Origin of the sequence: Methanobrevibacter sp. (assembly GCA_022775905.1) — an archaeon.
GTDB lineage: Archaea > Methanobacteriota > Methanobacteria > Methanobacteriales > Methanobacteriaceae > Methanocatella.
This window is the reverse complement of record JALFJX010000012.1, coordinates 47,988-74,193: the sequence shown is the minus strand read 5'-3', so window position 1 is coordinate 74,193 and position 26,206 is coordinate 47,988. Positions and strand designations below refer to the sequence as shown.

Below are 26,206 nucleotides of genomic sequence, written 5' to 3'. Positions count from 1 at the left end.
ATTTTCTCTCACTCTTCTGGATAAACAAGGTAAATTGATGAATGGGATGTTAGTTAAATTTACTGTAAATGGCAAGACATATAATAGATACACAAATAGTTATGGTGTTGCAAATCTTGCTCTTAATCTGCCTGCCGGGACTTACACTATCAGGTATTCTGCTGATGGTATTTCTGGAAAGAATAATTATGTTGTAAAGAATTATTATAAGATCACTACATACAAATGGAACTCAGGTGCAGATATTACAAAGAATAAAAGAATTAAAAGCAATATTCCTAATTCTGCGTTAGTTAAAAAAGTAGTTAAAGCAGCAAAATCAGGCACTCCTGTAATTAAATTTAAGGGAGGTAATGGAAAAGTTGTTTTCATGACTGCTGGTGTTCATGGTAATGAGTTGTCTTCTCAGGTTGCAGCAATGCAGATGATTCAATACTTGGAGAAACATCCGATAAAAGGTACTGTTTATATCATGCCGTTTATGAATCCTAAAGGAACTGCAGCTAATGTTCGGGATTATCATGGAATTCATTTGAATAAAAAAGCAAATGTTAAAGGAACTATTTCATATAAAACAGTGCAATTGATTGTAAAGTTCAAATGCAAGGCATATGGAGATTTTCATTGTTCAAAGCCTGGTGGAAAGCCTGGTTGTGATGTGGCTATGGGAACTTACAAGCCAACTCTTAAAAGTGCAACTCTTGCAAAATATATTGCTAAACATAGTAAAGTAAAATATATTATTTATAAAAAAGCAGGTGCGGAATATCCTGGTGCTTTAGAAGATGTTGTTAGCTTAAAACATATTCCTGCTGTTACATGTGAAGTCAAAACTCCTCATGGTGCTATTGTGAAGGGATCAGTTCCAAAATCACTATCTATGATGAAATCATTCCTTAAATTTAATTCATTGATTTGAGGATTAATCATATAGTTTATATACTATGATAATAATAAATTATATTATTATCATTATTATCAATTTGGTGATTTTTTTGAATGGAAGTTATGAAATAAAATCTTTTAAAAACGAAAAAGAAGCTGAGGAACTTCTTAATGTGTCAAGGAAATCTATTGATGAAATTGATAATCAATTAGTTGATTTAATTTCTCAGAGAACCGCTCTTGCAATAGATATAGCTAGTTCTAAAGAATATTTGAAAATGGAAGTTTTAGATAAATCTAGGGAACAAGTTGTTCACGATAAAATTAGACGATTAGCTGAGAAAAAAGGTCTTGATGTTGATATTATTAATCAAATAGTAGATATGTTGACTATTTTAAATAAAAATGCGCAAAAAGAAATTTTAAGGAGGAATGTTGATGGGAAATATTAGAACTTCATTTGTTAAACGTTTAGCTAAAGAACTTATCGAAACTCACAATGGTGTTTTCACTACTGATTTTGACGAAAACAAAAAATTAGTACAAGAATACTCTACTGTAAGTACTAAACATTTAAGAAATAAAATTGCAGGATATGTAACTAGGCTTGTAAGGTTAGAACAAACCAGAGAATAAGCTTTTTTTCATATTTTTTATTACTCTTTTTTTATTTAATTATTTTTAATTTTAAACTTTTTTTTACCGTATTTATTTTATAAAGTTTATTAATATGGTCATATAAAAATATATACGGATATTTTGTTTGATATTATAACAAAATTTCATGAATTTTTAAGAAATAGGTGAACTTAATGGATTTAATAGTAGTAAAATTCGGTGGAACCTCGGTGGGTAATGGTTCCAGGATTAAAAAAGCGGCGCAGTCCGTAGTAAATGAGTATATGAAAGGCAGTCAAGTAGTAGTTGTTGTCTCAGCTGTTAACAAGACTACTGATGACCTCATCGGATTATCTGATGAAGCTATTGGTACAAGTTTAACTGACAAGCAGAAGGCAGAAATTATGGCTATGGGTGAATTAACTAGCGCTAGATTATTCTCAGCAACTATTGAATCATTAGGTGTAAAATCTGAATTTATTGATCCTTATAATAAATTATGGCCAATTGTCACTGATTCCAATTCTTTAGAAGCTAAAATTGATTTAAATACTACTAGCATGAATGCTGAAGGAATCAAACAACTTGTCAATCAAGGTGTTATACCTGTTATATGTGGATTCTTAGGAAAAGGACCTAGTGGAGAAATTACTACCTTAGGGAGAGGTGGAAGTGATATCACAGCATTTTTAATGGGACATTGCTTAGATGCTAATGAAGTTGTTATTGTTACTGATGTAGATGGTGTAATGTCAACTGATCCTAATAAAATTGAGGATGCAGAATTGTTAGATACAATTTCTGTTGAGGAATTAAGAGATTTGGCTACTCATGGAGCACAAGTTTTACATCCTAATGCATTAAAATATAAAGATCCATTAATAAGTGCAAAAATAATTAATTTCGCAAACGGTGATTTAACTTCAAAGGGTACCCGTATTGTAGGACCTTTTGAAGGAGAAATGTTAAAATGTGTTACCATTTATAAAGATCCTATTTCACTTATAGCTATTGTTGGAGAAGCTATGCTTAAAAAAGTTGGTTTAATGGCTAAATTAACCACTGCTCTTGCAAATGAAGGTATTAATATCTTTGGTATGTCTGCTGGTCAAAATTCAATCACTGTATTTGTAAACAAATCTGACTCTAACAAAGCATATCTCTTATTACATCAGTTGGTTATTGATACTGATGTGTTAAGTTCATTATCACTTGGAAGAGATACTGCAATGATAACTTTTGTCAGTCCTGATATTATTGAGACTCCGGGAATTATCTCAGATATTACAGAGCCGCTTAGAAAAAATAACATTAACATTTTAGAAATTACTTCCTCACAAACTGCTGTTGTATTGTTTGTTGATTGGGAAGATGGTGAAAAAGCACATAAATTAATTACAGAGGTTTTAGAATGAATTTTGAAGGAACATATGTTGCTATGGTCACTCCATTTACCAAAGAAGGAACTTTCTATGAAGAAGGTTTCAGGTCAAATATTAATTATTTAATCGACCAGGGAGTAAATGGTTTAGTAGGTGCAGGAACTACTGGTGAATCCGCTACTATGACTCATGATGAACATCATAAAGTCATTGAAGTTTTAGTAGATGAGGTTGATGGTAGAGTTGATACAGTTGCTGGAACTGGAAGTAACTCCACATCAGAAGCATTATCTCTTACTAAGTTTGCTTACGATGCTGGTGCTGATGCAGCTTTATTAATTACTCCGTACTACAACAAGCCACAACAACATGCTTTAGTACAACATTATGGTACTATTGCAGAAAATTGCGACCTTCCAATTATTGCTTATAATGTACCTTCACGTACTGGAAGCAATATTGAAGTTGAAACCGCTGTTGAATTAGCTAAAATTGATGGTATTGATGCTATTAAAGAAGCTAGTGGAAGTGTTGATAAAGTATCTGACATTTACAGAGCACTCATGCATGAAGGATTGGAAGATGATTTCAATATTCTCTCCGGTGAAGATTCATTAACTTTACCTCTCATGTCTGTTGGAGCAACTGGTGTAATTAGTGCATCTGCAAATATTGATGCTAAAAGAATGGTTTTAATGGTCGACAGTATTTTAAATGATGATTATACAAGAGCATTAGAACTTCACTATGAAATGGTTGAATTAATTAGGGCAATCTTTGTTGAAAGTAATCCTGTACCTGTTAAAACGGCAATGAACTTAATGGGAATGCCTTCAGGTCCTTTAAGAGCACCATTATGTGATATGAAAGAAGAAAACTTGGAAATCCTTAAAAAAGCATTAAAAGATTCTAATTTAATTTAAGTTGGTAATATTATGATTAAAGTAGCAGTAACTGGGGCTGCTGGAAGAATGGGCTCCGGTATTATTAAAAAAATTACAGAACAAGACGGTATGGAAGTAGTTGCAGCTATTGAAATGCCAAACACTCCTCTTGCAGGTAAAGATGCAGGTCTTCAAGCAGGTGTTGGGGAACTTGGTGTTGAAATTGTTGGATCTGAAAAACTAGAAGAAACATTAAAAGCATCTGGTGCAGAAGTATTAGTTGATTTCACTATTGCTCCTGCAGCTGTGGAAACAATTAAAATAGCTACTGCATGTGGAGTAAATGTTGTTGTTGGTACTACTGGATTTACTGATGAACAAATGGCTTCCAACATTAAAAATGTCGAAGATAACAATGTTGGAGCAGTTATTTCATCAAATATGGCAATAGGTGTTAATGTATTTTTCAACACCTTGAAAAAATTAGCTCCACTTTTATATGATTTTGATATTGAGATTATTGAAGCACACCATAATCAGAAAAAAGATGCTCCATCAGGAACTGCTATGACTGCATTTGAAGTAATTGCTGATGCATTGGAAAGAGATCCTGAAGAAGTTGGAGTATTTGGAAGAAAAGGTTTAGTTGGAAAAAGAACTCCTGAAGAAATTGGTGTTCATGCTATCCGTGGTGGGGATATTGTTGGAGATCACACTGTAATGTTTGTTGGTGACGGCGAAAGATTTGAAGTTAAACATCAAGCTCACACTAGAGAAGTATTCATTGCTGGTGTAATCAGAGCTGTGAGATATGTACCTACTGCACAAAAAGGTGTTGTAAGTAGCATGAATGATGTTTTAGGTTTAGAATAGGTGAGTAATATGGTAAAAGTAGGTGTACTCGGTGCAACTGGGATGGTTGGTCAAAGATTCATTCAATTATTAGATAATCATCCTGATTTTGAAGTTACAGCATTAGCAGCATCTTCCCGTTCTGCAGGTAAAAGATATGAGGATGCTACCACATGGTATTTGGATAGTGAGATGCCTGAGTCTGTAAAAGACATTGTTGTCTGTGAAACTAATCCTGATGATATGGATAATGATGTAGATATTGTATTTTCATCTCTTCCAACAGAATTTGCAGCAAAAGTTGAAAAAGAATTTGCTCAAGATTATGTTGTTGCAAGTAATGCTAGTGCACACAGAATGAAGAAAAATATCCCATTAGTAATTCCTGAAGTCAATCCGGAATACTTAGACATGATTGATGCTCAACAAAAGGAAAATGGTTGGGATGGATTCATTGTAACCAATCCAAACTGTTCCACTATTGCATTAACTTTAACATTAAAACCTATTGTTGATAATTTCAATGTAAACTCAATTAGAGTATCAACCATGCAAGCTGTATCTGGTGCAGGTTATAATGGAGTTCCATCAATGGCTATTGTTGATAATCTTGTTCCTTACATTGGTAATGAAGAAGAAAAAATGGAAAGTGAAACTCTTCATTTGTTAGGTTCTTACGATGGAAATGCTGTAACCAATGCAGATTTCAAATTGAGTGCATCTTGTCATAGGGTACCGGTTATTGATGGTCATACTGAGGCAGTGTTTGTTGAGTTGGATGATGACTTTGACATTGTTGATGTTAAAGATAAAATGGCAAACTTTAAAGCATTGCCACAAAAATTAAATTTATTCTCCGCTCCTGAAAATCCTGTAATTGTCAAAGAAGAAAATGACAGACCACAACCTCGTATGGATAGAAATGCGGGTAATGGTATGGCTGTTACTGTTGGTAGGATGAGAAAAGACCAAGCATTTGATAATAGTTTTAAATATGTTCTTGTTGGACATAATACTATTCGTGGTGCTGCTGGAGCATCTATATTGAATGCTGAATTAATCAATGATAAAATACTCTAATTTTATCAATTTATTTTTTCTATTTTTTTTTAAATTTTCTATTTTTTCGAATGGTTTTCTTACAGGTTCTATTTTTATTTTTAAGTTCATTTAAGGGTTTAATTTAAATAGTATAAAAGAAATATGATATATCAAGGAATTATATTGTACAATATATCAGAATTTTCAAATTCATTAAGGGTTAGTAATTTGAATTCGATATTGGGATAAAATTTAAACTAAGGGATAAAATGGAATTAGGAATGGATGTTGAAAAAGATACTTTACAATCTTTAATTCGATCTTGTTTATTAGAGCTCAATAACTTAAAATATGATTTAACTGAACTTGAAGTGGAAAGGGCTAATGATAACACTCCACAACGAATTAAAGAGTTAGAAAAAGACATTATTGATAAAGAAAAAGAAGTATCTGTTATTAAATTTAAAGCGGAAGATGAAATTAATCTTTTGAAAAAACAACTTGATGAAAAAGATAGTTTAATTAAAAATCAGGAAGACAGAATCTATGAATTGGATTATGTCAACAATTCTCTTGATGAAATTAAAGAATATTTTGCTGAACAGTTAAGAGATTACAAGAAAAAGGAATTAGCTGATGTAAATGAAAGATTAACAGATTCTTTCAAAAGCATTGCAGAAAAAGAAGCTACCATTAACACTCTTTCAAGAACTATCGATGATTATAAAATTAAAGTTATTAAACTTGAAAATAATGTTGAATCTCAAGCTCAAATTTTAGAACTTGAAAAACAATTGGAACTTAAAGAAAATGAGATTCGTATAAAAGATAGTGAACTCACTAAAAGAGATGGTGAATTGGATACTTTAAAACAGCAAACTATTCCTAAGGATGAATACATTACTCTTCAATCTAGATTTGAGTCTGAAATTAATGCAATGGATGCTGAAATAACTAACTTAAAACAAGAAACTATCCCTAAAAAAGATTATGAAGATCTTCAATCTAAATTTGATGTTGAAATCAAGAATTTAGATGATCAACTTAATAATTTAAAACAAAATACCATCCCTAAGGATGAATATCTCAATCTTCAAACAAGATTTGATAATGAATTGTCTGCTCGTAATAGTGAGTTAGAATATTTAAAAGAGAGATCTGTCCCTAAAGATGAATATATTACTCTTCAAACCAGACTTGAAAACGAATTGTCTGCTCGTAATAGTGAGTTAGAATATTTGAAAGAAAGATCTGTTTCTAAAGAAGAGTATTTAACTCTTCAATCCCAGTTAAATGGTGAACTCAGTGCAAAAGATAATGAACTTCGCTTCTTAAAAGAACAAACTGTTCCTCGTGAAGATTATCTAAAACTTCAAAATGAGTTAACTAAAATGGAAGGTAAAATTAAAAGATTGGAGGAAATTAACGCTTTCTTTAATGAGCTTCAAGAAGAACAAGAAGCTTATGAAACTCAGGAAATTACTCCTCCATTCAGATTAGAAAAAAAACAAGGTAGATAAATCTACCTATTTTTAACCTTTTTAATCCATTTTCCTAATTCCTATTAACACTATTTTTATTAACATTCATCCAATTTTTATGATGTATTTAATGTTGTTTGTCTTTTTCTTACCTTAATTTATTTTATACCATAAAGTATTTATATAACCTTAAACTCATTAATTATGTAGAAAGGTTTATTCAACAATATAACTTATTTTCTCATGTTGATTTTTAAACTGATCTAATTATTTTATAAAATAAATTAAAAGGTGATTATTATGGCACAAGGACAACCTATCTTCATTTTACCTGAAGGTACTAACAGAGCTGTCGGCAGAGATGCACAAAGAAATAACATTTTAGCTGGAAAAGTATTAGCTGAAACTGTAAGAACCACATTAGGTCCAAAAGGAATGGACAAAATGTTAGTCGACGGACTTGGTGATATTGTAGTAACCAACGACGGTGTTACAATCTTAAAAGAAATGGATATTGAACATCCTGCAGCAAAAATGCTCGTAGAAGTAGCAAAAACCCAAGAAGACGAAGTTGGAGATGGAACTACTACTGCAGTTATCATTGCTGGAGAATTATTAAAAAAATCTGAAAACTTACTTGATTCTGACATTCACCCAACTATCATCGCTATGGGATACAGAAAAGCTGCTGAAAAAGCACAAGAAATCTTAGATGAAATCGCAATCGATGATGTTGACACTGAAACTTTAATGAAAGTAGCTATGACTGCTATGACTGGTAAAGGAACCGAAGCAGCACGTGAACCATTAGCAAAATTAATCGTTGATGCTGTAGAAGCAGTTGCTGAAGATGGTGAAGTTGATACTGATAACATCAAAATCGAGAAAAAAGATGGAGCTGTTGTTGAAGAGTCTAACTTAGTTGAAGGTGTAATTGTAGATAAAGAAAGAGTACACCCAGGTATGCCTGCTGAAATCAAAGATGCTAAAATTGCATTAATCAATGCTCCTTTAGAAGTAAAAGAAACTGAAGTTGACGCTGAAATCAGAATTACTGACCCTGCTCAAATGCAAGCTTTCATTGAACAAGAAGAAAAAATGGTTAAAGATATGGTTGACCAAATTGTTGATGCTGGTGCAAATGTATTATTCGCACAAAAAGGTATCGATGACTTAGCACAACACTACTTATCCAAAGCTGGCGTTTTAGCTGTAAGAAGAGTTAAAAAATCTGACATTCAAAAATTATCCAGAGCAACCGGCGCTAACGTTATCACTAACTTAGATGACTTAACCGAAGAAGACTTAGGTAAAGCTGGCATTGTTGAAGAAAGAAAAGTCTCTGGTGAAGAAATGATCTTCGTAGAAGAATGTAGTGGAGCTAAATCTGTAACCTTATTCGTAAGAGGAAGTACCAAACACATTGTTGATGAAATTGTAAGAGCAATTGAAGATGCAATCGGTGTAGTAGCTGCTACTGTAGTAGATGATAAAGTTGTTGCTGGTGGAGGAGCTCCAGAAATCGCAATGGCTAAAAAACTCAAAGATTATGCAGAATCCATCTCTGGAAGAGAACAATTAGCTGTAAATGCATTTGCAGAAGCTTTAGAAGTAGTACCAAAAACCTTAGCTGAAAACGCAGGTTTAGACAGTATTGATTCTTTAGTAGATTTAAGAGCAGCTCAAGAAGATTCATTCTACATGGGATTAGATGTATTTACTGGTGAAGTAGCAGATATGAAAGAAGCTGGTGTAATTGAACCTAAACGTGTCAAAAAACAAGCTATCCAATCTGCATCCGAAGCAGCTGAAATGATCTTAAGAATCGATGATGTAATTGCATCCACTAAAGGTCCAGAAGACATGGGTATGGATCCTTCCGCAATGGGCGGAATGCCTCCTATGATGTAAGTATAAAGAAATTTTTATAATTTCTTTTCTTTTTTTATTTTTTTTATGTATTCACATAGACTTATTTTTAGAACATCATCTGATGATGAAATTTTTTATTTAAAAAATACAATTTTAATTAATTTTAAACATAATCGCAATGGGGTATCTACATCAGAACTTAATGGTGGAACTTGCGAGTTATACAAATCTGTTTTTAACCAACATTTGTCCCAGGATAAAATTGATTATCTTGAAACTCATGATGTTAGGGACTATCTAATAAATGAATGTAGTCTTATGGATATTGATTCAAATTTTTCAACTGGTTTAATTACATTAGCTGAAATGGATAATTTGAGTATTGTATCAAAATCATATAAAAATGTTGAAGTTACAGCTATATCAACTGCAGGTGTTAGGACAAATGCTTCAAAAGCAGGTGATTCTGCATCATACTGGCAGAAAAATGGTGAGTTTCATTTCGGAACAATCAATATAATATTGCTAATTAATGTTAATCTGTCTAAATCAACATTGATGGATGCGTTCATGACTGCTACCGAAGCTAAAACGGTTGCTTTGAATAATTTAAAAATTCCCTCTCAATATTCTAATGGATATGCAACAGGAACTGGTACTGATGGTTTGTGCATATTTTCCAATACTGATTCTGAAGATGTTATAACTAATGCAGGAAAACATTCAAAGCTTGGAGAGCTCATTGGCCTTGCCGTTATAGAATCTGTAACAAAAGCTATTGCAAAACAAGTTTGGATTACAAATAAATCTCAATCAAATGTTTTAGTTAGATTAAATAGGTATGCATTGGATATTAATGATTTTTATGATAATCTTGATTGTGATAAAGATCAATTTATTCGTAAATTACAAAAGGAAATGAAAAAACAGGATAATGTTGCTATTACAACTTCTGTTTTAAATTTAATTGATGAAGTAAACTGTGATTTAATTAAAAAAGAGGATGCTTCTGTTCTGGCTAAAAAAATAGTAAAAGAAAATTGCAATAGTTATCCAATAATTGTGTTATTGGAATATTGGATTAACTATTTTATTCAATAGGATTGAATTCTACAACTTCTCCATTTTCTTTAACGATTTTTGCAATAGATTCTTCAGCAGCAGTCAATTTGTCATTACATAATTTAACTAGTTTCATTGCGTTGCTGAATTCATCAATTGCATCATCTAATGGCACATCTCCATTCTCTAATTTGTTAACGATTTCTTCTAATTTTTCTAAACTTTCTTCAAAACTTAAATTTTCCATTATATCACCTTTGTATTTACAATTCCGTCATCAAATTCAATGTCAATTTGATCTCCTGTTTCAACATCTTTTGCTGATGAAATGACTTTATCATTACTTTTTGCTAATGTATAGCCTCTTTTCAATGTTTTAAGAGGGTTTAATACTTCTAACTTTTCAAAATTCTTTAAGAATATTTCTCTTTTAGAGTGTGTTATCTCTGTAGGGTTTTTTAGAACAATTGAGTTTTCTAATCTGAATAATTTTGTTTTATTCTCATTGATTATGTTTTTAGATGCAAAATTTAACTTGTCCATTAGACTATCTAAATCCATTCCTTTGATTTCATAAATTGATTTTGGATTTTTTAAAATTTGCTTTTCAGAAATATGTTTTAATGTAGTTTTATTTTGACTAATCTTGTCTGAAATGATCTTATTAATATTGTCTGAAAGTTGGTTTATGTTGTTTTTAACTTCAGTTATGTCGGGTACTGCAAGCACTGCACCACCTGTAGGTGTAGGTGCTCTTTTATCTGCTACGAAGTCAGATATTGCATAATCAATTTCATGCCCTACTGCACTAATGACTGGTATTTTACAGTTATAAATTGCATGTGCAACAATTTCTTCATTGAATGGCCATAAATCTTCAATACTTCCTCCACCTCTACCAACAATCAGTGTATCTAAATCATATTCTTGTGCATGGTTAATTTGGCTTACAATTTCTGCTGCTGCCTGGTCTCCCTGCACTAATGTTGAAAAGACTAAAATTTCACAAATGGGATATCTTTTCTTTATTGTTGTTATGATGTCTCTAATTGCAGCACCTGTTTGTGCTGTGACAACACCAATGCGTTTAGGATATTTTGGTATCTCTTTTTTATGCGCATCGTCAAATAATCCTTCCTTATTGAGCTTTTTCTTTAGTTGCTCATAAGCAATATGCAAATTCCCCATCCCGTCTTCGGTCATTTTGGTGGCATATAATTGATATTTTCCATTTTTCACATAAACTTCAATTTTTCCTTTAATGATAACTTTCATACCATTTTCTGGTTCAAAATTTAGAAATTTATCTTTAAAACCTTTAAACATTACTCCTGAGATTTGTGAGTTTTCATCTTTTAGAGTAAAATAACTATGTCCGCTAGGATAAGATTTGTAATTGGAAAGTTCACCTTTAATGTAAATATTTTTCAAATTAGGATCCATTTTCAATTTTCTATTGATGTAAGAATTAATTTCGGATACTGTGAATGTTTTCTCTTCCATAAATTCACCTTAAAATCAATATTGTTATTATGTTGTTTATATTAAATACAATTTTTCATATAGGGTAATATATTTTAAATTGAAAATACAATACATAAGAATAAGGTGTTTTTTTATGAGAATTAAAGATGAATTATTTGGTAAAGAAGTTCTCGATGCTGAAATTCAAATCGTTGGAAAAGTCTCTGATGTTCTTTTTGATAAAGATACATTTGAACTTACAGATTTAGTAATTAAAAAAACAGGATTATCAGAACAAATTAAAGCTAGTGAAAACGTCATTCCAATAGAATTAGTGAAAGTTATTGGTGATAAAATTTTACTCAAAGGCGAAGATGATATTTAATTGATTTACATGGTTTCTAAAGAATATTTAATTAATTTATTAAAAGATAATGATGTGTTTCTTGAAGGTGATTTCACATTATCTTCTGGAAAGAAAAGTAATTATTACATTAACATGAAAAAAGCTATTACTGAACCTGAAATTCTTTCTACTATTTCAAAATTAATTACTTCAAAGCTTGATTTAAAAGAAGTTGATAAAGTTGCAGGTCCCGCATTGGGTGCAGTTCCAATTGCTACTGCGGTTTCCTTAGAATCAAAACTTCCTTTATTGATGATCCGTAAAGAAAAGAAAGGTTACGGTACCTCCAAGTTAATTGAAGGTGAATTAAACGAAGGCGACAATGTTATTGTTGTTGAAGATGTTTCAACTACTGGGGGTTCACTTTTAAAAGCTATTAAAGCTATTAATGAAAATGGTGGTAATGTAACAAGAGCATTTGTTGTTGTTGATCGTGAAGAAGGTGCTATTGAAGCATTTGAAAAAGAAGGTATTAAATTAGAACCTTTGATAAGTGTTAATGAATTTTTTTAATTAAAAAAAGAATTAATGATGAAATTTAATTTCATCATTTTTTAACATGATGGACAAAATGAGGAAGTTCATCAATTATTATGCTAAATGCAGTTTTAACTGCATTTGGAGAACCCGGCATAGAAAATATAACTGTTTTTTTGTATATTCCTGCTGTTGCTCTTGAAAGTAATGCTGCAGCACCAATTTCATCATAAGATTTTGCTCTAAACATTTCTCCAAATCCATCGAGTTTTTTCTCAAAGAGTGATTCTACTGTTTCAACTGTTATGTCACGAGGATCAAGACCTGTTCCTCCAGTTGTTAAGATAACATCAATATTGTCATCAATCATGGTTTCAATAGCATCAATCAAATCTTCTTTTTCATCTGGAATCAAGCTTCTAGATTTTAAACTGTATCTGGATTCAATTTCTTCTGCCATATACTGGCCAGATAAATCAGCTTTTTTTGATTTTCTACTGTCACTTAATGTGATTACACCACAAGTAATGTCTTTTGAGGACATTTTTTGATGTTCGCTTGCTGTTTTACTTTTCATTTTTTATACCTATTAATATTCAATTTTAAGAAAATTCCTTATTAGACTATATTCTTCTATGCAATTATATAATTTTTTACTTGGATAATAAATGTAATTCTGTGTAATCTTTTCTTTTTCCACATATTCATGGTCGATCATGAGGTTTAAGTGATATGTTATTGTTTTATAATCTAAGTGTAATATTCTAGATAATTGATTTGCATTATGAGGTTGCTGTAGTATTTGATCTGTTATTTTAATAGTTGTTATTCCTCCTTTTCTACCAATTAATAAATTAGAAAGTTCTTTATCTTTAATTTTGCTCATTTTGGTTATTGTTATCTCATTGAACATAATCACCTCTTTTTTTAGTTTGTAAAACATTGAATTAAATTTAAAGCCCATTTTAGAGCATTTTTATCTTTTCCAATCAATATTTGGGAATCATCATAATGCCCATCTTTTAAAAACAATGTCAATGACATGAAGTTGTCTGAACATGTTAAAAATAGCTTTAAATCTTGTTCAATGCATTTAACTGTCACGTTTTCATTTTCTAGTAATGATTTCTCTAGATTTTGATTTTGTTTTATTGAATTTAGAATTTTTTCATTAACTATCAATTCTAGTTTTGATGGTTTATTTTCATTTAAAAAATCAATAATATATTTAAAATGGTTTTCAGAGTATATTGGGAGAATTATTTTCAATTCTGTTGAATTTAAGAGTAATTGGATATATTTATTGAATGCATTTGATAAATCGCTTGTAGTCGAAGTTTCGTATTCAACATCTTTTAATAAATAAATATCTTTTAGTATTTCTTCAGGAATATCTGATAAGTCATGGCTGTTCCAGAACTGTTTGCTTTTGTTTATTGAATACCAATTTTCAATTAATTTTATCATATTTGTTGTGAGGATGTATCCATTTGAAGTTAATTCATAATATTTCTGAATTTTATGAATCAAATTTTTATTTTCTAACTCTTTAAGTCCATGCAATATTGTTGCGGAGGGCTTCTTTAAATCTTTCCTTATGTCTTCTAATTTTTTGGAATGTTCATAAAGCACTAAAAGTAATTTTGTGCGCATGCTTGAGGTTAAAATATATTTAACGTTTTGATATTCGTCATTTAATTCTTTCTTGGTTTGAATATTGGTCATTTTATCACGTCATATTTGATATTTTCAAATAAATTTTCCACCCATTTTTTTGATTTGTCTCTGTCTGAAATCAATATCCTATTTTGATCAAAACTTTTGTCTGTCTTGAATAATCCTAAACTCATTGATTCGTCACATATTGTTAGATATATGTTCAAATCATCTTCAACTGGATAAATTATTAATCTTTTCTCGGATAATGCTTTTTGTTTTACTTTAACATTGATTTTTGATGTTATTGCATTGTAAATGGCTTTTGGTATTATCAATTCAACTTTTCCATTATCATTTAGGATTTTTTCAATTAGTTGAGGATATTCTGGATGTAAATATGGAAAAATTGCTTTAAGAGATTTTGAGTCTAATATTTGACTTTTGATGGTGTTATGAGTTTTATAAATATCAAGTGGTGTTGTTTCAATTAATTCGGAGTCTTTTAGGTTTGTGATATTTTTCATTGATTCGATATTTATTTGTTTTAGGTTATGTTTGTCCCAAAATTCGCTGTATTTGTTAATTACTTCAACACTTTGCTTGAAGTCTAGCAATGTGTGAAAATATATTTTAGTCATGGGGTTTAGATAATATTTTGATTTTATTTTTTTGATGTAGTTATTCTGCTCTAATTTGGTAATATTGCTTGATACGGAACTATAAGTTATTTTAGTCTTTTTAACAAGTTCATGTACGCTATATGGACTATTGTGTAGTTCACTTAATATTTTCAATCGTATTTCTGATTTTGCAAGAAATTTGATATCTTTATTGATTTCATTATGGATATCCATTTTCATATTCCTCCAATTTTTTGGTTAATATCAAATTTTTCAATTTAAATTTAAATAGATTTTTCCAATTCTTTCCCAAATTCATTCCAAAACTCTTCCAATGCCTTCCCATTGTTATTCCAAAGATTTATAAGTATATTCTAAGTTTTTTGACGAAATTTCCTTTTCTACAATCTTTTTTTAATTACTAAACTTTATTAATTTATAAAATTTAATATAATTACATGGAAATTTGTTATATATTAGATGCATCTGCTTTTATTAATGGATTCAAATTAACTTCTAATAACAATTTCACAGTTCCAGAAATCACTGCTGAAATTAAGGATTTTGAATCTAGACTAACATTTGACATGGCTATTGATGAGTGTAAATTAACTATACAAGATGTGCCAGATGAGTATACAAATTGTGTTAATAAAATTATATCTGAATCAGGTGATATTTTAAGGTTATCATTACCTGATAAAAAATTAATTTCACTTGCATATATGTTCTCAAAAGAAGGTCGCAATGTAAAAGTTATCAGTGATGATTATACTATTCAAAATACTCTAAAAATAATGGAAATTCCTTATTCTGGAATAATAACTCAGGGAATTAAAGGTGTTTACAACTGGAAGAAAGTCTGTGAAGGTTGTAAAAAGGAATATGGTGATGATTATCCATTTGATGATTGTGAAATCTGTGGATCAAAAATATATAAAAAAAGGATTAAGGTGAACAAATGAAAATAGGTATTGTTGTTCATGGTCCAAATATTATTGATTCCGGTTATGCTTTAAAACTCATAGAGTTACTTAAAAATTATGGAGATGTTTCAGTAAGGCTTGGCGGTACAATGGGTCGTACTGCAGTTATTGATGCCTGTTTAGAGGGCATAATTGATATATCACGTAAATTGGTTCCAAGTGACTCTCTAAAAATATTTTATGATGATGATGATGTTGATTTGATTTTTTTACTTAATTATGGAAAGTCTGATGTTACTGGTCAAGTTTTTGGATATAAGGTTTATAATCATTTTGTTGATAAAATAGCTGAAAACAATATTCCCGTAATTCAAATTGAAAGGCCGGGCGAGGAAAATGGGAGTATAATTCCATGGAATATTAATTTGGATATTGTAGAGGAGTTATCTCAAAAGTTAAATCTTTCCATTGTATCTCCTGATGAAGTTTATGAAAATCATATTAGGCAGGATGATGCTGATTTTAATCAAAGAATTGTGCATGGGGTAAGTCCTGGTGAAAACATCATGGTCAACAGTGTTGTCATTGGTAAAACAGATTCAGATAAACTGACGTTAATCGCTCGAGATAATCATATTGTTGATATTGTTGGTGGTGAGCTAAAACCTCATGGTCTTGAAAAGTTGGGTGAAGTTGATTTGGAATCTGCAATCATTAAAACTGGTCTTTTAAGACATGCAAAAGTTACACCAAGAGTTATTTCACATGATAAACCTAATGATTTTAAAATTACCTTTTTGGACCATGCAGGTGAGGATGTATACAAATTTAGGGATTCATCTGTTGTAATCACTGTTGGTGATGATACAACTTTGATATCTTCGGATATTTTGTATCGGTTTGATATACCTATAATTGGAATAACTGATGGGGATTTAGATAAAGTTGTAGAAGATGGATTTAAAGTTAAAGATTCCATCATTTTTGAAGTTGAAAGTGGTTTTGATGATGTCGTTGGTCGAGATATTAAAACCATAATGTTTGACGGTAAAAAGGAATCATTGAACTTTTCAAGCATTGATGAAGTCAGGGATAAAATAATTGAAATAATAAATAATATTAATTGTAAATACAAAATTAGTTATATTAATTAAAGTAGGAAGTGTAATTTTTGGATTTTAAAAATCTTGTTAAGGAAATTCAAGAGTTTAAAGGAGTATCTCGTAAAAGTTCTATTAATAATGTAATTTCTCTTTTAGAAGAATCATACAATGTTTCAGGAGATGTTGTAATTGACATTGGTGATGATGCTTCAGCTATTGATATTGGAAATAATCAGGTGATGCTTATTGCTGCTGATGGTATATGGGGAGATATCATGAATGTAAATCCTTACTGGGCAGGATACTGTTCTGTTTTGGTAAATGTAAATGATATTGCTGCAATGGGTGGAAAACCTTTGGCTATGGTTAATATTATGTCCATAAGCAATGATGACATCTATGAAGATTTGTTAAAAGGTATCAAAGATGGATGTTTAAAATTTGGAGTTCCAATGGTTGGAGGTCATTTGCATCCTGATGGTGAAGTTGACTCATTAGGGGTGGCTATTGTTGGAATTGCTCAAAAAGATAAAATTATAACCAGCTTTGGAGCTGAAGTTGGGGATAAAGTTATTGTTGCAATTGACCTTGATGGTAAACCTCATGAAATGTTCAGTTTAAATTGGGATACAACTTATGACAAAGATGCACAGCTTGTCAGGGATCAAATTACTGCTGTTCAATACTTGGCAGAGCAGGATTACATAAAATCTGGAAAAGACATTTCAAATCCTGGAATTTTAGGAACATTGGAAATGCTTTTAGAAACTTCCCGTAAAGGTGCTGTTGTTAATTTGGAGGATATTCCAAGAAATGAATCTCTCAGTTGGGCAGATTGGCTTAGGTCATATCCGGGTTCAGGTTTTGTTTTTACTGCAAGTGAAGACAAATGCGATTATATTAAAGAGTATCTTGCAAAGTACTCAATTGAAGCTGCTGTTGTTGGTGAAGTCACAGATTCCAACAGTCTTTATTTGAATTATAAAGATGAGCAAGCAGAAGTATTCAATCAAGAAAAAAATCCAGTTTTTATTTTTAGATAATTTGGGGAAATTTTATTCCTCTTAAACTACTTTTTTGATTTTCATGAAGAATTTGGCTAATTATATTTCAATTTCTAGGATTATTTTAGCTATTTTGCTTTTATTTACAGAACCATTGTCCATATATTTTTTTACAATTTTCATACTTTGTGGAATAAGCGATGTTCTTGATGGTTATATTGCAAGAAATCATGGTGAAAATACAAGTTTTGGGGATAAATTGGATTCATTTGGAGATATTGTTTTTTTCTTATCTTTTTTGATTGTAATAATTCCTGTTTTGAATATTAATTATATGATAATTCTATGGATTATAATTATATTTTTAATTAAAATTTCATCTATTTGCATAGGTTTTATGAAATTTGGAAAGTTTGTAATGTTTCACACTTATTTAAATAAATTAACTGGAGCTAGTTTGGTTTTACTTCCTTTCTTGCTGATCTTAACTGCATCAGACAATATTTTAATCATCTTATGTTTGATAGCTACTTTCGCATCTTTGGAAGAATTGAGTATCATGATTCTATGTAAATAATTAAATCTTGATTGTGATAGTATTTTAAGTTTAAATAATTAATTTTATAAAATATAATATGGATTTGATAATATGAAAATAGCTTTAGCGCAGATGAAAATGAGTGAAGATACTCAAGTTAATTATGAAAAATCTTTGGAGTTTATTCGTAGAGCATCTAATTGTGGGGTTGATTTAGTATTATTTCCTGAAATTCAATTAAATAGATTTTTTCCAAAATACTCTAAACTCAATAAAGATGATTACTCAATAACTATGGACTCTGACTATGTTCATGGAATCTGTGAGGAATGCAGAAAAAATGACATCTATGCAGTTCCTAATTTTCACATTAAAGAAAATGGCAATGAATAGGATATGTGTCTATTCATTGACAATAATGGTAAAATAATTGGCAATCAGAAAATGGTTCATATTGCTCGATTGGAATATTTCTATGAACAGGATTATTATACTCCCTCAGAAGAAGGATTTAATGTATTTGATACTGAATTTGGTAAAATTGGTATTGTAATCTGTTTTGATAGACATTATCCTGAAAGTATCAGAACTAGTGTATTGAAAGGTGCAGAACTAATTTTAATTCCTACTGCAAACACTATTGATGAACCTAAGGAATTGTTCCAATGGGAAATTAGGGTTCCTGCTTTCCAAAATAGTGTAAACATTGCAATGTGTAATCGTGTGGGTATTGAGGATAATATGACTTTTTCAGGTGAATCTATTGTTGTGGACTGTAATGGTGAAATAATTGATATTGCGGGCGATGGTGAAGAATTATTAATATGTGATGTTGACTTGTCTAATGCTATTGATGTTAGAAATGAGAAACCGTATACTGATTTACGTCGAAAGGAGTTATATTTATAGGGGATTTTATGAATAAATAAAATTGGTTTAGATTTAAAGAGAAGAATATTGATTTTCCATTCTATAATGGTGAACCTCAATTATCAATTGGGGATATTGGTGCGTTGATTGTTGGAATTTTGTTGTTTTTAATCATGACATTTATTCCGATTGATTACCATATTAAATCAGTATTATATTTTGTTGTAGGTATTGCTGTAGCATTATTCATAACCAAAGGAAAATTAAATTTATTGTTTAAAAAACCGAAACTTGCTGATATTAAAACAATTTTAATTTCTGTGATTGCTTATTTTGTTTTAAATGGTTTGATTCATAATATTGTATCACTTATTCCTCATCATCAGGATGCTGGTGTTAATGTTGCTTTGACAAATATTCCATTACTGGTTGTCACTGCATTGCAGATTTTTGGTGAAGAGGTATTTAGATTCATGCCATTTATATTGGTGGCATATTTTGTTTATAAATCCACTCAAAATAGAAAACATGCAGTTTTACTTGGTGCTGTAGCTTCTTTGATCATATTTGGAGCATTACATACTTCTGCATATGGAAGTTTTCTTTTTGCAGTGGTGGGTATAACTATTCCAGCAATTGCATTGGCATATTCTTATTTAAAAACTAAAAATATATTTGTATCATATTTGGTACATCTTATTATTGATTTTTCATTAATAATGCTTTTTAATTTGGCTCCGCTTGTTCATGTGGCTACATAAAAAAAGTAAATGATATAATTTTAGTTTTAATTTTTTAGAAGTGACATGAATGTCACTTATTTTTTTATTTTATTTTTCATATTACTATTTCATAATTCAAAAAAAGAAAAAAAGATTAAGGATTACACCTTTTACAAGGTTGATACCCTTGATTTACTGCATCATCTCGGCTTGAAAAAAACACTTTATTTCCAGAAGAAATGTCTTTAACACTAGAGCAGCTTGCTTCGTGGAATTTCCCGGTATTGGAATTGCCTACATAATTAGCAGAATCAGATGAACTTGTTGATTTTGCACTTGTATGTGTTGGGCTTGTTGCAGATGAACTGTGGGTTGTATCTACGTGTGTGTTGTTGGTTCCCCAATCAAATGGGTTAAATTCACTAGGTGGCATGTACATGATTTCTGCAAGACCTTCCTTTAAAAGCATTTCATTAACATTTTTCCCGTCAACAATAACTACGGCCAATGTTCTTCCGTATCTATCAGTACCTTTTGAATCATCAATGTCAATGTCTACTTTTTTATTTAAACATAACTTCTGAACAAAATTCTTTGAAGTAATGTATCCTTCAACACCTCTTTCGGGAGTATTAACTCCAACGAAACGTATTTTTTTACCATTATCCAAGTATATTGTATCTCCATCAACAACTTTTGTACAAACACTGCTTTCTTCAACATGGCAGCTAGTTTTATTATATTTATTCAAAATATCTGAAGCTGAGAGATCATGGTATTTTGAAGTAGGAATGCTATGTGAAAATCCTGTTCCTGTATATGCGCTGGCTATTGAAATAGCACTTATTGCAATTATTAAAATTATCAGTAAAGAAAAAACATGTTTTTTATTAATTCCCATAATTTCTTCCTCCTTAAAATATTGTTATCATTGTGTGTTAATATAATTTTTGTATGTACAAATAAGTTTAATATATAATGAGATTAAAAATATAAAATATTGTAAAATTTTTAATTAGGAGATTGTATGTTAATTAAAATTAATGGAGAAGAAATTGATGTAGCAGAAGCTTCTACAATTCAAGATGTAATTGATGAAACTGATGCTCCATATACTCCTGGTAGTATTGTTTGTTTAATCAAGGGTAAAAAAGAACTTGAAAAAAACATTAGTAAATATAAAATTAAAACTAATAAAGGTTCTATTGTTATCCAATTAGATGAATCTGATGAAGCTAAACCTCTTGTAGATGTCTGGAAAAATCAATATGATGAATTCGTTGATTTGAATATTAGATGGTCAACTACAACTGAAGTGGCTATTGGTCCTATTGTAACAGATTTGGAACCAACTTCAGAGGAATACAAATATGATGAAGGAGATGTAGTTTTAAGTTTGTCTAGTTTTAGTAATGAGTCTACTCATTTAATATTACTTAAAGAGAATACAACCAATGTTTACAGTGTACCTCCATACAATAAAGGTATTTTTGCTCAAGTCATTGGTGGTAGAAAAACTTTAGAAAACTTGACAGATGATGACTTGGTAACTGGTATTGAACCAATTATTGAGAGAAGCACAACAACTGATATAGAATCAATATCTGATTTAACTACTGTTTTGGAAGAAGGTAATGAGTTATACACTTATATATCTTTTGAAGTTGATGAAGAGTCCCCAGTTTGTGTGGAACATTTGTTTGCACTCATTAAAGATGGTAAAATGCAAGTTTCATATGAAAGTGAATCATTTTTAGGGTTCTATGAACTTGCATGTCTTGAAAAACCTAAAGAACATACCACTAAAAGAAATAGGGGAACAATCACTGTTAGAAATGATGGTGTGGGTGTTGGAAAACTTTTCATCTATCGTGAAAATCGGGTCTTATCCCCAAATCACACCACTGTTGGAAAAATAGTGAAAGGTATGGAACTTGTTGATGCTGCAAAAGAAAGTGAATTTATTACAGTTAAAGCAGAACAAGAAAGATTAATGTTATTGAACAAAACTCAAGTTGAAGCTACTAGAATGTTGGTTGAAGCGGGTGTTGAACATATGATTGATGGACTTGTTGATGATGATGCTATTATTGTTGAGCAAAACCCTCAACATACAATCGATATCCTAAGAGAGGGTAAGGTTATTACTAAAGCCATTAACAAAGATGAGTTATGTACAATTAATTTCGTTGACAATGCTCCAAGATCTGTAAGGTACTTTAAGTTATTGAGTGGCCTTTTAGAAAATCCTGTGGGTCAACTTAAAATTCACTTTGCAGTACCGGGTATGCATATTGTTATCTTTGAAGGGGATAAAAAAGCAGCTAAAGGTTTAGTTCCTGAAAATAACCCTGTTGATAAAGTAGTAAGAGGTCAAATAGGAATTACTAATATGGCTTCAAAAAGTGCTGGGTTAATTGGTATCAGATTTGAAGATAATACTGACTTTGGACCTACTGCTGAAACTTTTGAAGCGACAAATATAATTGGAGAGATTACTTCTGATTATGATTATCTTGAAAAATTAAAAGAAGGAGTTGTGGTGTATGTTGCCGAATCTAACAATGAGTCCTGATTTAGGTACAGAAGATTGGGATCCTGATGTAATTACTCGTATGATTTTTATCGGGCCTGGAGCTCATGTAAGTGAACAGCAAGTTGTCAGTGAGTTTCACATGCTTGGCTTACCACTTACTATTAAGAATACTTGTTATGGTTCTATGATTAGTGGAAAAAGTGAAGATGTTTACAAAGCTATTAAAGAGATTAGAAAACTTGATCCTAATCACATTTTCACAAAAGAAAGAGGATTTGCTCCAGGTGACCCTAGAAGATGTAGAGGTCATAGATTTGGTCCTAGAGAAGGTTTCCACCAAATGGAAAAAGAATATAGAATACTTGGTTATGTTTCAGAAGCTTTAGAAAATCCTAAAGAAGTTGAAATCGAAGAGAAAAAACCAATTGCTGTTGACGAATTTAAGAAAATCATGAATGAATGTTTAGATAAAAAAGAATAGGTGAAATTATGGTTAAAATCGCTGTTTATCCTCCAAATTCATTAATCTTAGCAGATTTAATTGAAAGAAAAGGTCACACTCCTTTAGTTCTTCAAAAACAAATTAGACAAAAAATTAAAGACCCGGAGATTGATTCTCCACCAATGAATATTACAGAAGAAGATCCGCTCAACGGACTTAAATATGCTGCAATCGAAGTTCCTTCCGGTGTACGTGGAAGAATGTCCATTATTGGACCTCTTATAGATGATGCAGAAGCAGCTATCGTTGTTGATGGTGCTCCATACGGCTTCGGTTGTATTGGATGTGCAAGAACTAATGAATTATCAATATTTTTACTTAGAAACAAAGGTATTCCAGTTTTAGAACTTAAATACCCTGATAATCAAGATGAAACTTATGTAATGGTGAATGCAATCAATGAATTTATTGATTCACTTGAAGAAACTAGCGAGGAGGAATAATAATGGTAAAAATTGCTTTAGTTTCATGTGGAACCGAATATAGTGGAATTCAAAAAGAAATTGAAAAAGCAGCAAATAAGTTTGGTGCTGAAATTATTCTTCCAGAAATCGATTTAGATTACATTGATGAATCTTACGTTAAATTTGGATTTTCAGCTCAAAGTTCAAGCTTAAAATTAATGATTGCAAGGGCAATGGCAATTGTGGAAGGTAGATGTAAACCTGATGCAGTATTTATTGCAACTTGTTTTAGATGTGCAGAAGCAGCATTGGTAAGAAATGAAGTAAGGAGATTTATTCAGAACAACACTCGTATTCCAGTAGTTACTTATTCATTTACTGAAAGGACAAAAGCTGATGAATTATTCATCCGTATGGAAGCATTAGCTACTACAGTAACTCGTAGAAACATTCTTGCTCGTGAAAAACAAGAAGGACTTACTCTTGGTTTAGATTCAGGTTCAACTACTACAAAAGCAGTGCTTATGGAAAACAATAAAGTTATTGGAACTGGTTGGACATCTACTAAGGACATTATTGAATCTGCAAATATTGCTGCTGCTGAAGCATTTGAAGGCACTGGTTACACTTGGGATGATATTGACGGTCTTGGAACAACTGGTTATGGTAGATTCACTATGGGTGAAAAATTTGGTGCTGAACTTGTCCAAGAAGAATTGTCTGTTAACGCAAAAGGTGCAGTATACTTAGCTGATTGTCAAAAAGGGGAAGCTACTGTATTAGATATTGGTGGTATGGATAATAAGGTAATTACAGTAAACAATGGTATTCCTGATAACTTCACTATGGGTGGTATTTGTGCAGGTGCATCCGGAAGATTCTTGGATATGACTTCACGTAGGTTAGATGTGGATATTACTGAATTAGGTCCTCTTGCTGTTCAAGGTAACTGGAGAAATGCTATGTTGAATTCTTACTGTATTGTATTTGGTATTCAGGACCTTGTTACTACATTGGCTGCTGGAGGTTCTAAAGCGGATGTTGCTGCTGCAGCATGTCACTCCGTATCAGAGCAAGTTTATGAACAACAACTTCAAGAAATCGATATTCGTGAACCATTAATCCAAGTAGGTGGAACAAGTTTAATTTCTGGTCTTGTTGAAGCAGTAAGTGAAACTTTAGGTGGAATTGAAGTTATTGTACCTGAATATTCTCAACATATTGGTGCTGTAGGCTGTGCACTTTTAGTATCTGGTATGGGACATAGACAAGATGATAAATAAATATAATTAAAAGGGTTGATTTGATGTTAGTTGAATGTTATGATGAGAGAGGCGCAGAAGTTTATGAAATCATCATTAAACAGATTTTCCAAGATTTAGTTTTAGGTTCTTCTGTTGATGATTTAAAAGCTTATGTAAATCCTGATGACCCTGTATTTGTTTTAGCTATTAAAATGAGAAAAACTTCAAATGTTATTAAATTCGAAGATGTGGCTAACTTAACTTATAATAAACAAAATGATGTCACTATGATTTTAATTGATAATGAAAATTATCTTCCAAACATTCTTAGGGAATTATGGAAAAGATTTTCTAGAGATGAAATCTATCAACCAAATAGGTATCAACTTGAAATCAAAGGTGATTTCACTGAATTAGGATCTGTTGTAGTGGATGATCCTCATTCTAATTTACAAAGACGTATCTATGATGCAGTATTTAGAATATTGCCTGAAGGATTTAAAATCATTAAAGATTTGTCTACTGAAGATATTATTACTGTCGTAGCTACTGATGAGTTAATCAAAGATGCTTGGATTGATAAAGCTCATGAGTTCATTGATGAGTTGAACAAAGGAATTTAGAAAACTTTATATATTTGTTCGTATCAATACAAAATAACAGGAGTTATATTATAAAAAGGGGGTAATGATATTATGAAAGAACACAAAGGTTCAAGATTTGCACATATTACAAAAGCACACCCATGTTTTAATGAAAAAATGCATGATAAAGTCGGAAGAGCACATGTACCTGTCGCACCAAAATGTAATATCTTTTGTAACTTCTGTACAAGAGATATTAACAATGACGAAGACAGGCCGGGTGTAACAAGTTGTATTATGAAACCGGATGATGCAATTAATCATGTTAATAATGTTACTGCAGATGGTCCAATTTCAGTTGTTGGAGTAGCTGGACCTGGTGATTCACTTGCTAACGAAGAAACATTCGAATTCTTTGAAAAATTAGCAAAAGAACAACAGGATTTAATCAAATGTATGAGTACAAACGGACTTTTACTTCCAAAATATGCAGATAAACTTGCGGAACTTGGAGTAAATTCTGTTACTGTTACAATCAATGCAATAGATCCTGATATTGGAATGGAAATTTATTCTTTCATTAATTATGAGGGAAAAATATACAAAGGTTATGAGGCTGCAAAAATCTTAATTGAAAATCAACTGGAAGGTGTTGAAAAAGCAGCTGCTAATGGTTTGGTTGTTAAAGTCAATTCAGTTTTAATTCCTGGAGTAAATGATGAACATATTGTTGAAATTGCTCGTGAAGTTGAAAAACGCGGTGCAGCTTTAATGAATGTATTACCATTGATTCCATTGGCAAAAATGAAACATTTACGTAAACCTGACTGTTCTATGATGGAAAAAGTCAGAGAAGAAGTTGAAGAAATCATACCTGTATTCAGAGCATGTACTCAATGTAGAGCAGATGCTTATGGTGTTCCAGGTAAGAAAAGCGAAGATCATCATTTAGGAATGACTCCAAATAGTCATTACTAAATACTTTTTTTTATTTTACTATTTTTTTTATAAAAATCCTATTTTATAGCAATATTAAATATGGATGAACTATATACATTAATTATTGATAT

At 31.0% G+C, this 26,206-nt stretch carries 30 protein-coding genes and 1 pseudogene; 24 read left to right on the top strand and 7 right to left on the bottom strand.

All coding sequences use genetic code 11. The features are described 5' to 3' along the window. Window positions 1-46 precede the first annotated feature (46 nt). The 10 genes from MR875_04420 to MR875_04375 all read left to right on the top strand — a co-directional run bounded on the left by MR875_04420 (window position 47) and on the right by MR875_04375 (window position 10,116). Window positions 47-919, top strand: coding sequence for a succinylglutamate desuccinylase/aspartoacylase family protein (locus MR875_04420; protein ID MCI6994086.1), 873 nt, complete (start codon window positions 47-49; stop codon window positions 917-919). A 76-nt stretch (window positions 920-995) separates the two neighbouring features. Then, window positions 996-1,337 carry a chorismate mutase gene (locus MR875_04415; protein ID MCI6994085.1) on the top strand — a complete coding sequence of 114 codons (342 nt, stop codon included), beginning with the start codon at window positions 996-998 and terminating at the stop codon, window positions 1,335-1,337. Further along, window positions 1,324-1,521, top strand: coding sequence for a 30S ribosomal protein S17e (locus tag MR875_04410; GenBank protein MCI6994084.1), 198 nt, complete (start codon window positions 1,324-1,326; stop codon window positions 1,519-1,521). Before MR875_04415 ends, MR875_04410 begins: the two co-directional genes overlap by 14 nt. 176 nt (window positions 1,522-1,697) lie before the next feature. Then, complete coding sequence (locus MR875_04405) at window positions 1,698-2,918, top strand: aspartate kinase (GenBank protein MCI6994083.1); 1,221 nt, start codon at window positions 1,698-1,700, stop codon at window positions 2,916-2,918. Next, window positions 2,915-3,808 carry a 4-hydroxy-tetrahydrodipicolinate synthase gene (dapA, locus tag MR875_04400; protein MCI6994082.1) on the top strand — a complete coding sequence of 298 codons (894 nt, stop codon included), beginning with the start codon at window positions 2,915-2,917 and terminating at the stop codon, window positions 3,806-3,808. Before MR875_04405 ends, dapA begins: the two co-directional genes overlap by 4 nt. 12 nt (window positions 3,809-3,820) lie before the next feature. Next, window positions 3,821-4,642, top strand: a complete 822-nt coding sequence (gene dapB, locus MR875_04395; GenBank protein MCI6994081.1) for a 4-hydroxy-tetrahydrodipicolinate reductase — start codon at window positions 3,821-3,823, stop codon at window positions 4,640-4,642. 9 nt (window positions 4,643-4,651) lie between these two features. Continuing rightward, complete coding sequence (gene asd / locus MR875_04390; protein ID MCI6994080.1) at window positions 4,652-5,701, top strand: aspartate-semialdehyde dehydrogenase; 1,050 nt, start codon at window positions 4,652-4,654, stop codon at window positions 5,699-5,701. 230 nt (window positions 5,702-5,931) lie between these two features. Next, on the top strand, window positions 5,932-7,182 hold the full coding sequence (locus tag MR875_04385) for a hypothetical protein (protein ID MCI6994079.1): 1,251 nt from the start codon (window positions 5,932-5,934) through the stop codon (window positions 7,180-7,182). 261 nt (window positions 7,183-7,443) lie between these two features. Further along, entirely contained in the window at window positions 7,444-9,054 is a 1,611-nt protein-coding gene (locus tag MR875_04380; GenBank protein MCI6994078.1) for a TCP-1/cpn60 chaperonin family protein, read from the top strand. Between the two features lie 45 nt (window positions 9,055-9,099). After that, on the top strand, window positions 9,100-10,116 hold the full coding sequence (locus tag MR875_04375) for an adenosylcobinamide amidohydrolase (GenBank protein ID MCI6994077.1): 1,017 nt from the start codon (window positions 9,100-9,102) through the stop codon (window positions 10,114-10,116). Here the strand turns inward: MR875_04375 and MR875_04370 are convergent. Together MR875_04370 and xseA are read right to left on the bottom strand one after the other, a co-directional pair. Further along, on the bottom strand, window positions 10,106-10,324 hold the full coding sequence (locus MR875_04370) for an exodeoxyribonuclease VII small subunit (GenBank protein MCI6994076.1): 219 nt from the start codon (window positions 10,322-10,324) through the stop codon (window positions 10,106-10,108). The genes MR875_04375 and MR875_04370 overlap by 11 nt on opposite strands. After that, complete coding sequence (xseA, locus tag MR875_04365; protein MCI6994075.1) at window positions 10,324-11,580, bottom strand: exodeoxyribonuclease VII large subunit; 1,257 nt, start codon at window positions 11,578-11,580, stop codon at window positions 10,324-10,326. Before xseA ends, MR875_04370 begins: the two co-directional genes overlap by 1 nt. Window positions 11,581-11,695: 115 nt before the next feature. Here xseA and MR875_04360 point away from each other — a divergent pair, with 115 nt between their 5' ends. Both MR875_04360 and pyrE read left to right on the top strand, forming a co-directional pair. Beyond that, window positions 11,696-11,926, top strand: a complete 231-nt coding sequence (locus tag MR875_04360; protein MCI6994074.1) for a PRC-barrel domain-containing protein — start codon at window positions 11,696-11,698, stop codon at window positions 11,924-11,926. Between the two features lie 9 nt (window positions 11,927-11,935). Then, window positions 11,936-12,460 (top strand): orotate phosphoribosyltransferase, encoded by a 525-nt coding sequence (pyrE, locus tag MR875_04355; protein ID MCI6994073.1) that lies wholly within the window; start codon window positions 11,936-11,938, stop codon window positions 12,458-12,460. 34 nt (window positions 12,461-12,494) lie between these two features. Here the strand turns inward: pyrE and MR875_04350 are convergent, their stop codons facing one another. Genes MR875_04350 through MR875_04335 form a run of 4 tightly spaced genes read right to left on the bottom strand, consistent with a single transcriptional unit; the run spans window position 12,495 to window position 14,937 of the window. After that, window positions 12,495-13,001, bottom strand: a complete 507-nt coding sequence (locus MR875_04350) for a MogA/MoaB family molybdenum cofactor biosynthesis protein (protein MCI6994072.1) — start codon at window positions 12,999-13,001, stop codon at window positions 12,495-12,497. Between the two features lie 12 nt (window positions 13,002-13,013). Further along, on the bottom strand, window positions 13,014-13,337 hold the full coding sequence (locus tag MR875_04345) for a winged helix-turn-helix domain-containing protein (protein MCI6994071.1): 324 nt from the start codon (window positions 13,335-13,337) through the stop codon (window positions 13,014-13,016). Window positions 13,338-13,351: 14 nt separating this feature from the next. After that, window positions 13,352-14,149, bottom strand: coding sequence for a DUF1724 domain-containing protein (locus MR875_04340; protein ID MCI6994070.1), 798 nt, complete (start codon window positions 14,147-14,149; stop codon window positions 13,352-13,354). Then, on the bottom strand, window positions 14,146-14,937 hold the full coding sequence (locus tag MR875_04335) for a DUF1724 domain-containing protein (GenBank protein ID MCI6994069.1): 792 nt from the start codon (window positions 14,935-14,937) through the stop codon (window positions 14,146-14,148). Before MR875_04335 ends, MR875_04340 begins: the two co-directional genes overlap by 4 nt. Window positions 14,938-15,161: 224 nt before the next feature. Here MR875_04335 and MR875_04330 point away from each other — a divergent pair, with 224 nt between their 5' ends. From MR875_04330 to MR875_04305, 6 genes and pseudogenes are all read left to right on the top strand, one after another. Next, a complete protein-coding gene (locus MR875_04330; protein MCI6994068.1) occupies window positions 15,162-15,668 on the top strand; it encodes a ribonuclease VapC in 507 nt (168 codons plus the stop codon). Beyond that, complete coding sequence (locus tag MR875_04325) at window positions 15,665-16,783, top strand: DUF2117 domain-containing protein (GenBank protein ID MCI6994067.1); 1,119 nt, start codon at window positions 15,665-15,667, stop codon at window positions 16,781-16,783. Before MR875_04330 ends, MR875_04325 begins: the two co-directional genes overlap by 4 nt. A 17-nt stretch (window positions 16,784-16,800) precedes the next feature. Beyond that, a complete protein-coding gene (locus MR875_04320; protein ID MCI6994066.1) occupies window positions 16,801-17,775 on the top strand; it encodes a methanogenesis marker 2 protein in 975 nt (324 codons plus the stop codon). A 43-nt stretch (window positions 17,776-17,818) separates the two neighbouring features. Continuing rightward, window positions 17,819-18,313 (top strand): CDP-alcohol phosphatidyltransferase family protein, encoded by a 495-nt coding sequence (locus tag MR875_04315; protein MCI6994065.1) that lies wholly within the window; start codon window positions 17,819-17,821, stop codon window positions 18,311-18,313. 99 nt (window positions 18,314-18,412) lie between these two features. Then, window positions 18,413-19,183: pseudogene (locus MR875_04310) on the top strand (carbon-nitrogen hydrolase family protein). A 104-nt stretch (window positions 19,184-19,287) separates the two neighbouring features. Next, window positions 19,288-19,905 (top strand): CPBP family glutamic-type intramembrane protease, encoded by a 618-nt coding sequence (locus tag MR875_04305; protein ID MCI6994064.1) that lies wholly within the window; start codon window positions 19,288-19,290, stop codon window positions 19,903-19,905. Between the two features lie 115 nt (window positions 19,906-20,020). On the opposite strand, the gene MR875_04300 is transcribed toward MR875_04305, so the two are convergent. Next, window positions 20,021-20,767 carry a thermonuclease family protein gene (locus MR875_04300; protein MCI6994063.1) on the bottom strand — a complete coding sequence of 249 codons (747 nt, stop codon included), beginning with the start codon at window positions 20,765-20,767 and terminating at the stop codon, window positions 20,021-20,023. A 126-nt stretch (window positions 20,768-20,893) separates the two neighbouring features. Here MR875_04300 and MR875_04295 point away from each other — a divergent pair, with 126 nt between their 5' ends. The 6 genes from MR875_04295 to MR875_04270 all read left to right on the top strand — a co-directional run bounded on the left by MR875_04295 (window position 20,894) and on the right by MR875_04270 (window position 26,114). After that, window positions 20,894-22,441, top strand: a complete 1,548-nt coding sequence (locus MR875_04295) for a methanogenesis marker 3 protein (protein MCI6994062.1) — start codon at window positions 20,894-20,896, stop codon at window positions 22,439-22,441. Then, the gene (locus MR875_04290) at window positions 22,413-22,883 is read left to right on the top strand and encodes a methanogenesis marker 6 protein (GenBank protein MCI6994061.1); all 471 of its coding nucleotides are present in this window, start codon (window positions 22,413-22,415) and stop codon (window positions 22,881-22,883) included. Before MR875_04295 ends, MR875_04290 begins: the two co-directional genes overlap by 29 nt. Before the next feature lie 8 nt (window positions 22,884-22,891). Continuing rightward, window positions 22,892-23,347 carry a methanogenesis marker 5 protein gene (locus MR875_04285; protein MCI6994060.1) on the top strand — a complete coding sequence of 152 codons (456 nt, stop codon included), beginning with the start codon at window positions 22,892-22,894 and terminating at the stop codon, window positions 23,345-23,347. 2 nt (window positions 23,348-23,349) lie between these two features. Then, entirely contained in the window at window positions 23,350-24,591 is a 1,242-nt protein-coding gene (locus tag MR875_04280; GenBank protein MCI6994059.1) for a methanogenesis marker 15 protein, read from the top strand. A gap of 23 nt (window positions 24,592-24,614) precedes the next feature. Continuing rightward, the gene (locus MR875_04275) at window positions 24,615-25,175 is read left to right on the top strand and encodes a methanogenesis marker 17 protein (protein MCI6994058.1); all 561 of its coding nucleotides are present in this window, start codon (window positions 24,615-24,617) and stop codon (window positions 25,173-25,175) included. A gap of 72 nt (window positions 25,176-25,247) precedes the next feature. Then, window positions 25,248-26,114 carry a radical SAM protein gene (locus tag MR875_04270; GenBank protein MCI6994057.1) on the top strand — a complete coding sequence of 289 codons (867 nt, stop codon included), beginning with the start codon at window positions 25,248-25,250 and terminating at the stop codon, window positions 26,112-26,114. The last annotated feature ends 92 nt before the right edge of the window (window positions 26,115-26,206 follow it).

What these genes read in the sequence shown, in the direction of transcription:
- MR875_04335 (MCI6994069.1), bottom strand. Translation starts at nt 14,937, where the DNA reads ATGGATATCCATAATGAAATCAATAAAGATATCAAATTTCTTGCAAAA.
- MR875_04290 (MCI6994061.1), top strand. Translation starts at nt 22,413, where the DNA reads ATGTTGCCGAATCTAACAATGAGTCCTGATTTAGGTACAGAAGATTGG.
- pyrE (MCI6994073.1), top strand. Translation starts at nt 11,936, where the DNA reads ATGGTTTCTAAAGAATATTTAATTAATTTATTAAAAGATAATGATGTG.
- MR875_04380 (MCI6994078.1), top strand. Translation starts at nt 7,444, where the DNA reads ATGGCACAAGGACAACCTATCTTCATTTTACCTGAAGGTACTAACAGA.
- dapB (MCI6994081.1), top strand. Translation starts at nt 3,821, where the DNA reads ATGATTAAAGTAGCAGTAACTGGGGCTGCTGGAAGAATGGGCTCCGGT.
- MR875_04360 (MCI6994074.1), top strand. Translation starts at nt 11,696, where the DNA reads ATGAGAATTAAAGATGAATTATTTGGTAAAGAAGTTCTCGATGCTGAA.
- MR875_04385 (MCI6994079.1), top strand. Translation starts at nt 5,932, where the DNA reads ATGGAATTAGGAATGGATGTTGAAAAAGATACTTTACAATCTTTAATT.
- MR875_04295 (MCI6994062.1), top strand. Translation starts at nt 20,894, where the DNA reads ATGTTAATTAAAATTAATGGAGAAGAAATTGATGTAGCAGAAGCTTCT.
- MR875_04280 (MCI6994059.1), top strand. Translation starts at nt 23,350, where the DNA reads ATGGTAAAAATTGCTTTAGTTTCATGTGGAACCGAATATAGTGGAATT.
- MR875_04275 (MCI6994058.1), top strand. Translation starts at nt 24,615, where the DNA reads ATGTTAGTTGAATGTTATGATGAGAGAGGCGCAGAAGTTTATGAAATC.
- MR875_04325 (MCI6994067.1), top strand. Translation starts at nt 15,665, where the DNA reads ATGAAAATAGGTATTGTTGTTCATGGTCCAAATATTATTGATTCCGGT.
- MR875_04405 (MCI6994083.1), top strand. Translation starts at nt 1,698, where the DNA reads ATGGATTTAATAGTAGTAAAATTCGGTGGAACCTCGGTGGGTAATGGT.
- MR875_04285 (MCI6994060.1), top strand. Translation starts at nt 22,892, where the DNA reads ATGGTTAAAATCGCTGTTTATCCTCCAAATTCATTAATCTTAGCAGAT.
- dapA (MCI6994082.1), top strand. Translation starts at nt 2,915, where the DNA reads ATGAATTTTGAAGGAACATATGTTGCTATGGTCACTCCATTTACCAAA.
- asd (MCI6994080.1), top strand. Translation starts at nt 4,652, where the DNA reads ATGGTAAAAGTAGGTGTACTCGGTGCAACTGGGATGGTTGGTCAAAGA.
- MR875_04270 (MCI6994057.1), top strand. Translation starts at nt 25,248, where the DNA reads ATGAAAGAACACAAAGGTTCAAGATTTGCACATATTACAAAAGCACAC.
- MR875_04340 (MCI6994070.1), bottom strand. Translation starts at nt 14,149, where the DNA reads ATGACCAATATTCAAACCAAGAAAGAATTAAATGACGAATATCAAAAC.
- MR875_04420 (MCI6994086.1), top strand. Translation starts at nt 47, where the DNA reads ATGTTAGTTAAATTTACTGTAAATGGCAAGACATATAATAGATACACA.
- MR875_04330 (MCI6994068.1), top strand. Translation starts at nt 15,162, where the DNA reads ATGGAAATTTGTTATATATTAGATGCATCTGCTTTTATTAATGGATTC.
- MR875_04345 (MCI6994071.1), bottom strand. Translation starts at nt 13,337, where the DNA reads ATGTTCAATGAGATAACAATAACCAAAATGAGCAAAATTAAAGATAAA.
- MR875_04300 (MCI6994063.1), bottom strand. Translation starts at nt 20,767, where the DNA reads ATGGGAATTAATAAAAAACATGTTTTTTCTTTACTGATAATTTTAATA.
- MR875_04315 (MCI6994065.1), top strand. Translation starts at nt 17,819, where the DNA reads ATGAAGAATTTGGCTAATTATATTTCAATTTCTAGGATTATTTTAGCT.
- xseA (MCI6994075.1), bottom strand. Translation starts at nt 11,580, where the DNA reads ATGGAAGAGAAAACATTCACAGTATCCGAAATTAATTCTTACATCAAT.
- MR875_04350 (MCI6994072.1), bottom strand. Translation starts at nt 13,001, where the DNA reads ATGAAAAGTAAAACAGCAAGCGAACATCAAAAAATGTCCTCAAAAGAC.
- MR875_04370 (MCI6994076.1), bottom strand. Translation starts at nt 10,324, where the DNA reads ATGGAAAATTTAAGTTTTGAAGAAAGTTTAGAAAAATTAGAAGAAATC.
- MR875_04410 (MCI6994084.1), top strand. Translation starts at nt 1,324, where the DNA reads ATGGGAAATATTAGAACTTCATTTGTTAAACGTTTAGCTAAAGAACTT.
- MR875_04375 (MCI6994077.1), top strand. Translation starts at nt 9,100, where the DNA reads ATGTATTCACATAGACTTATTTTTAGAACATCATCTGATGATGAAATT.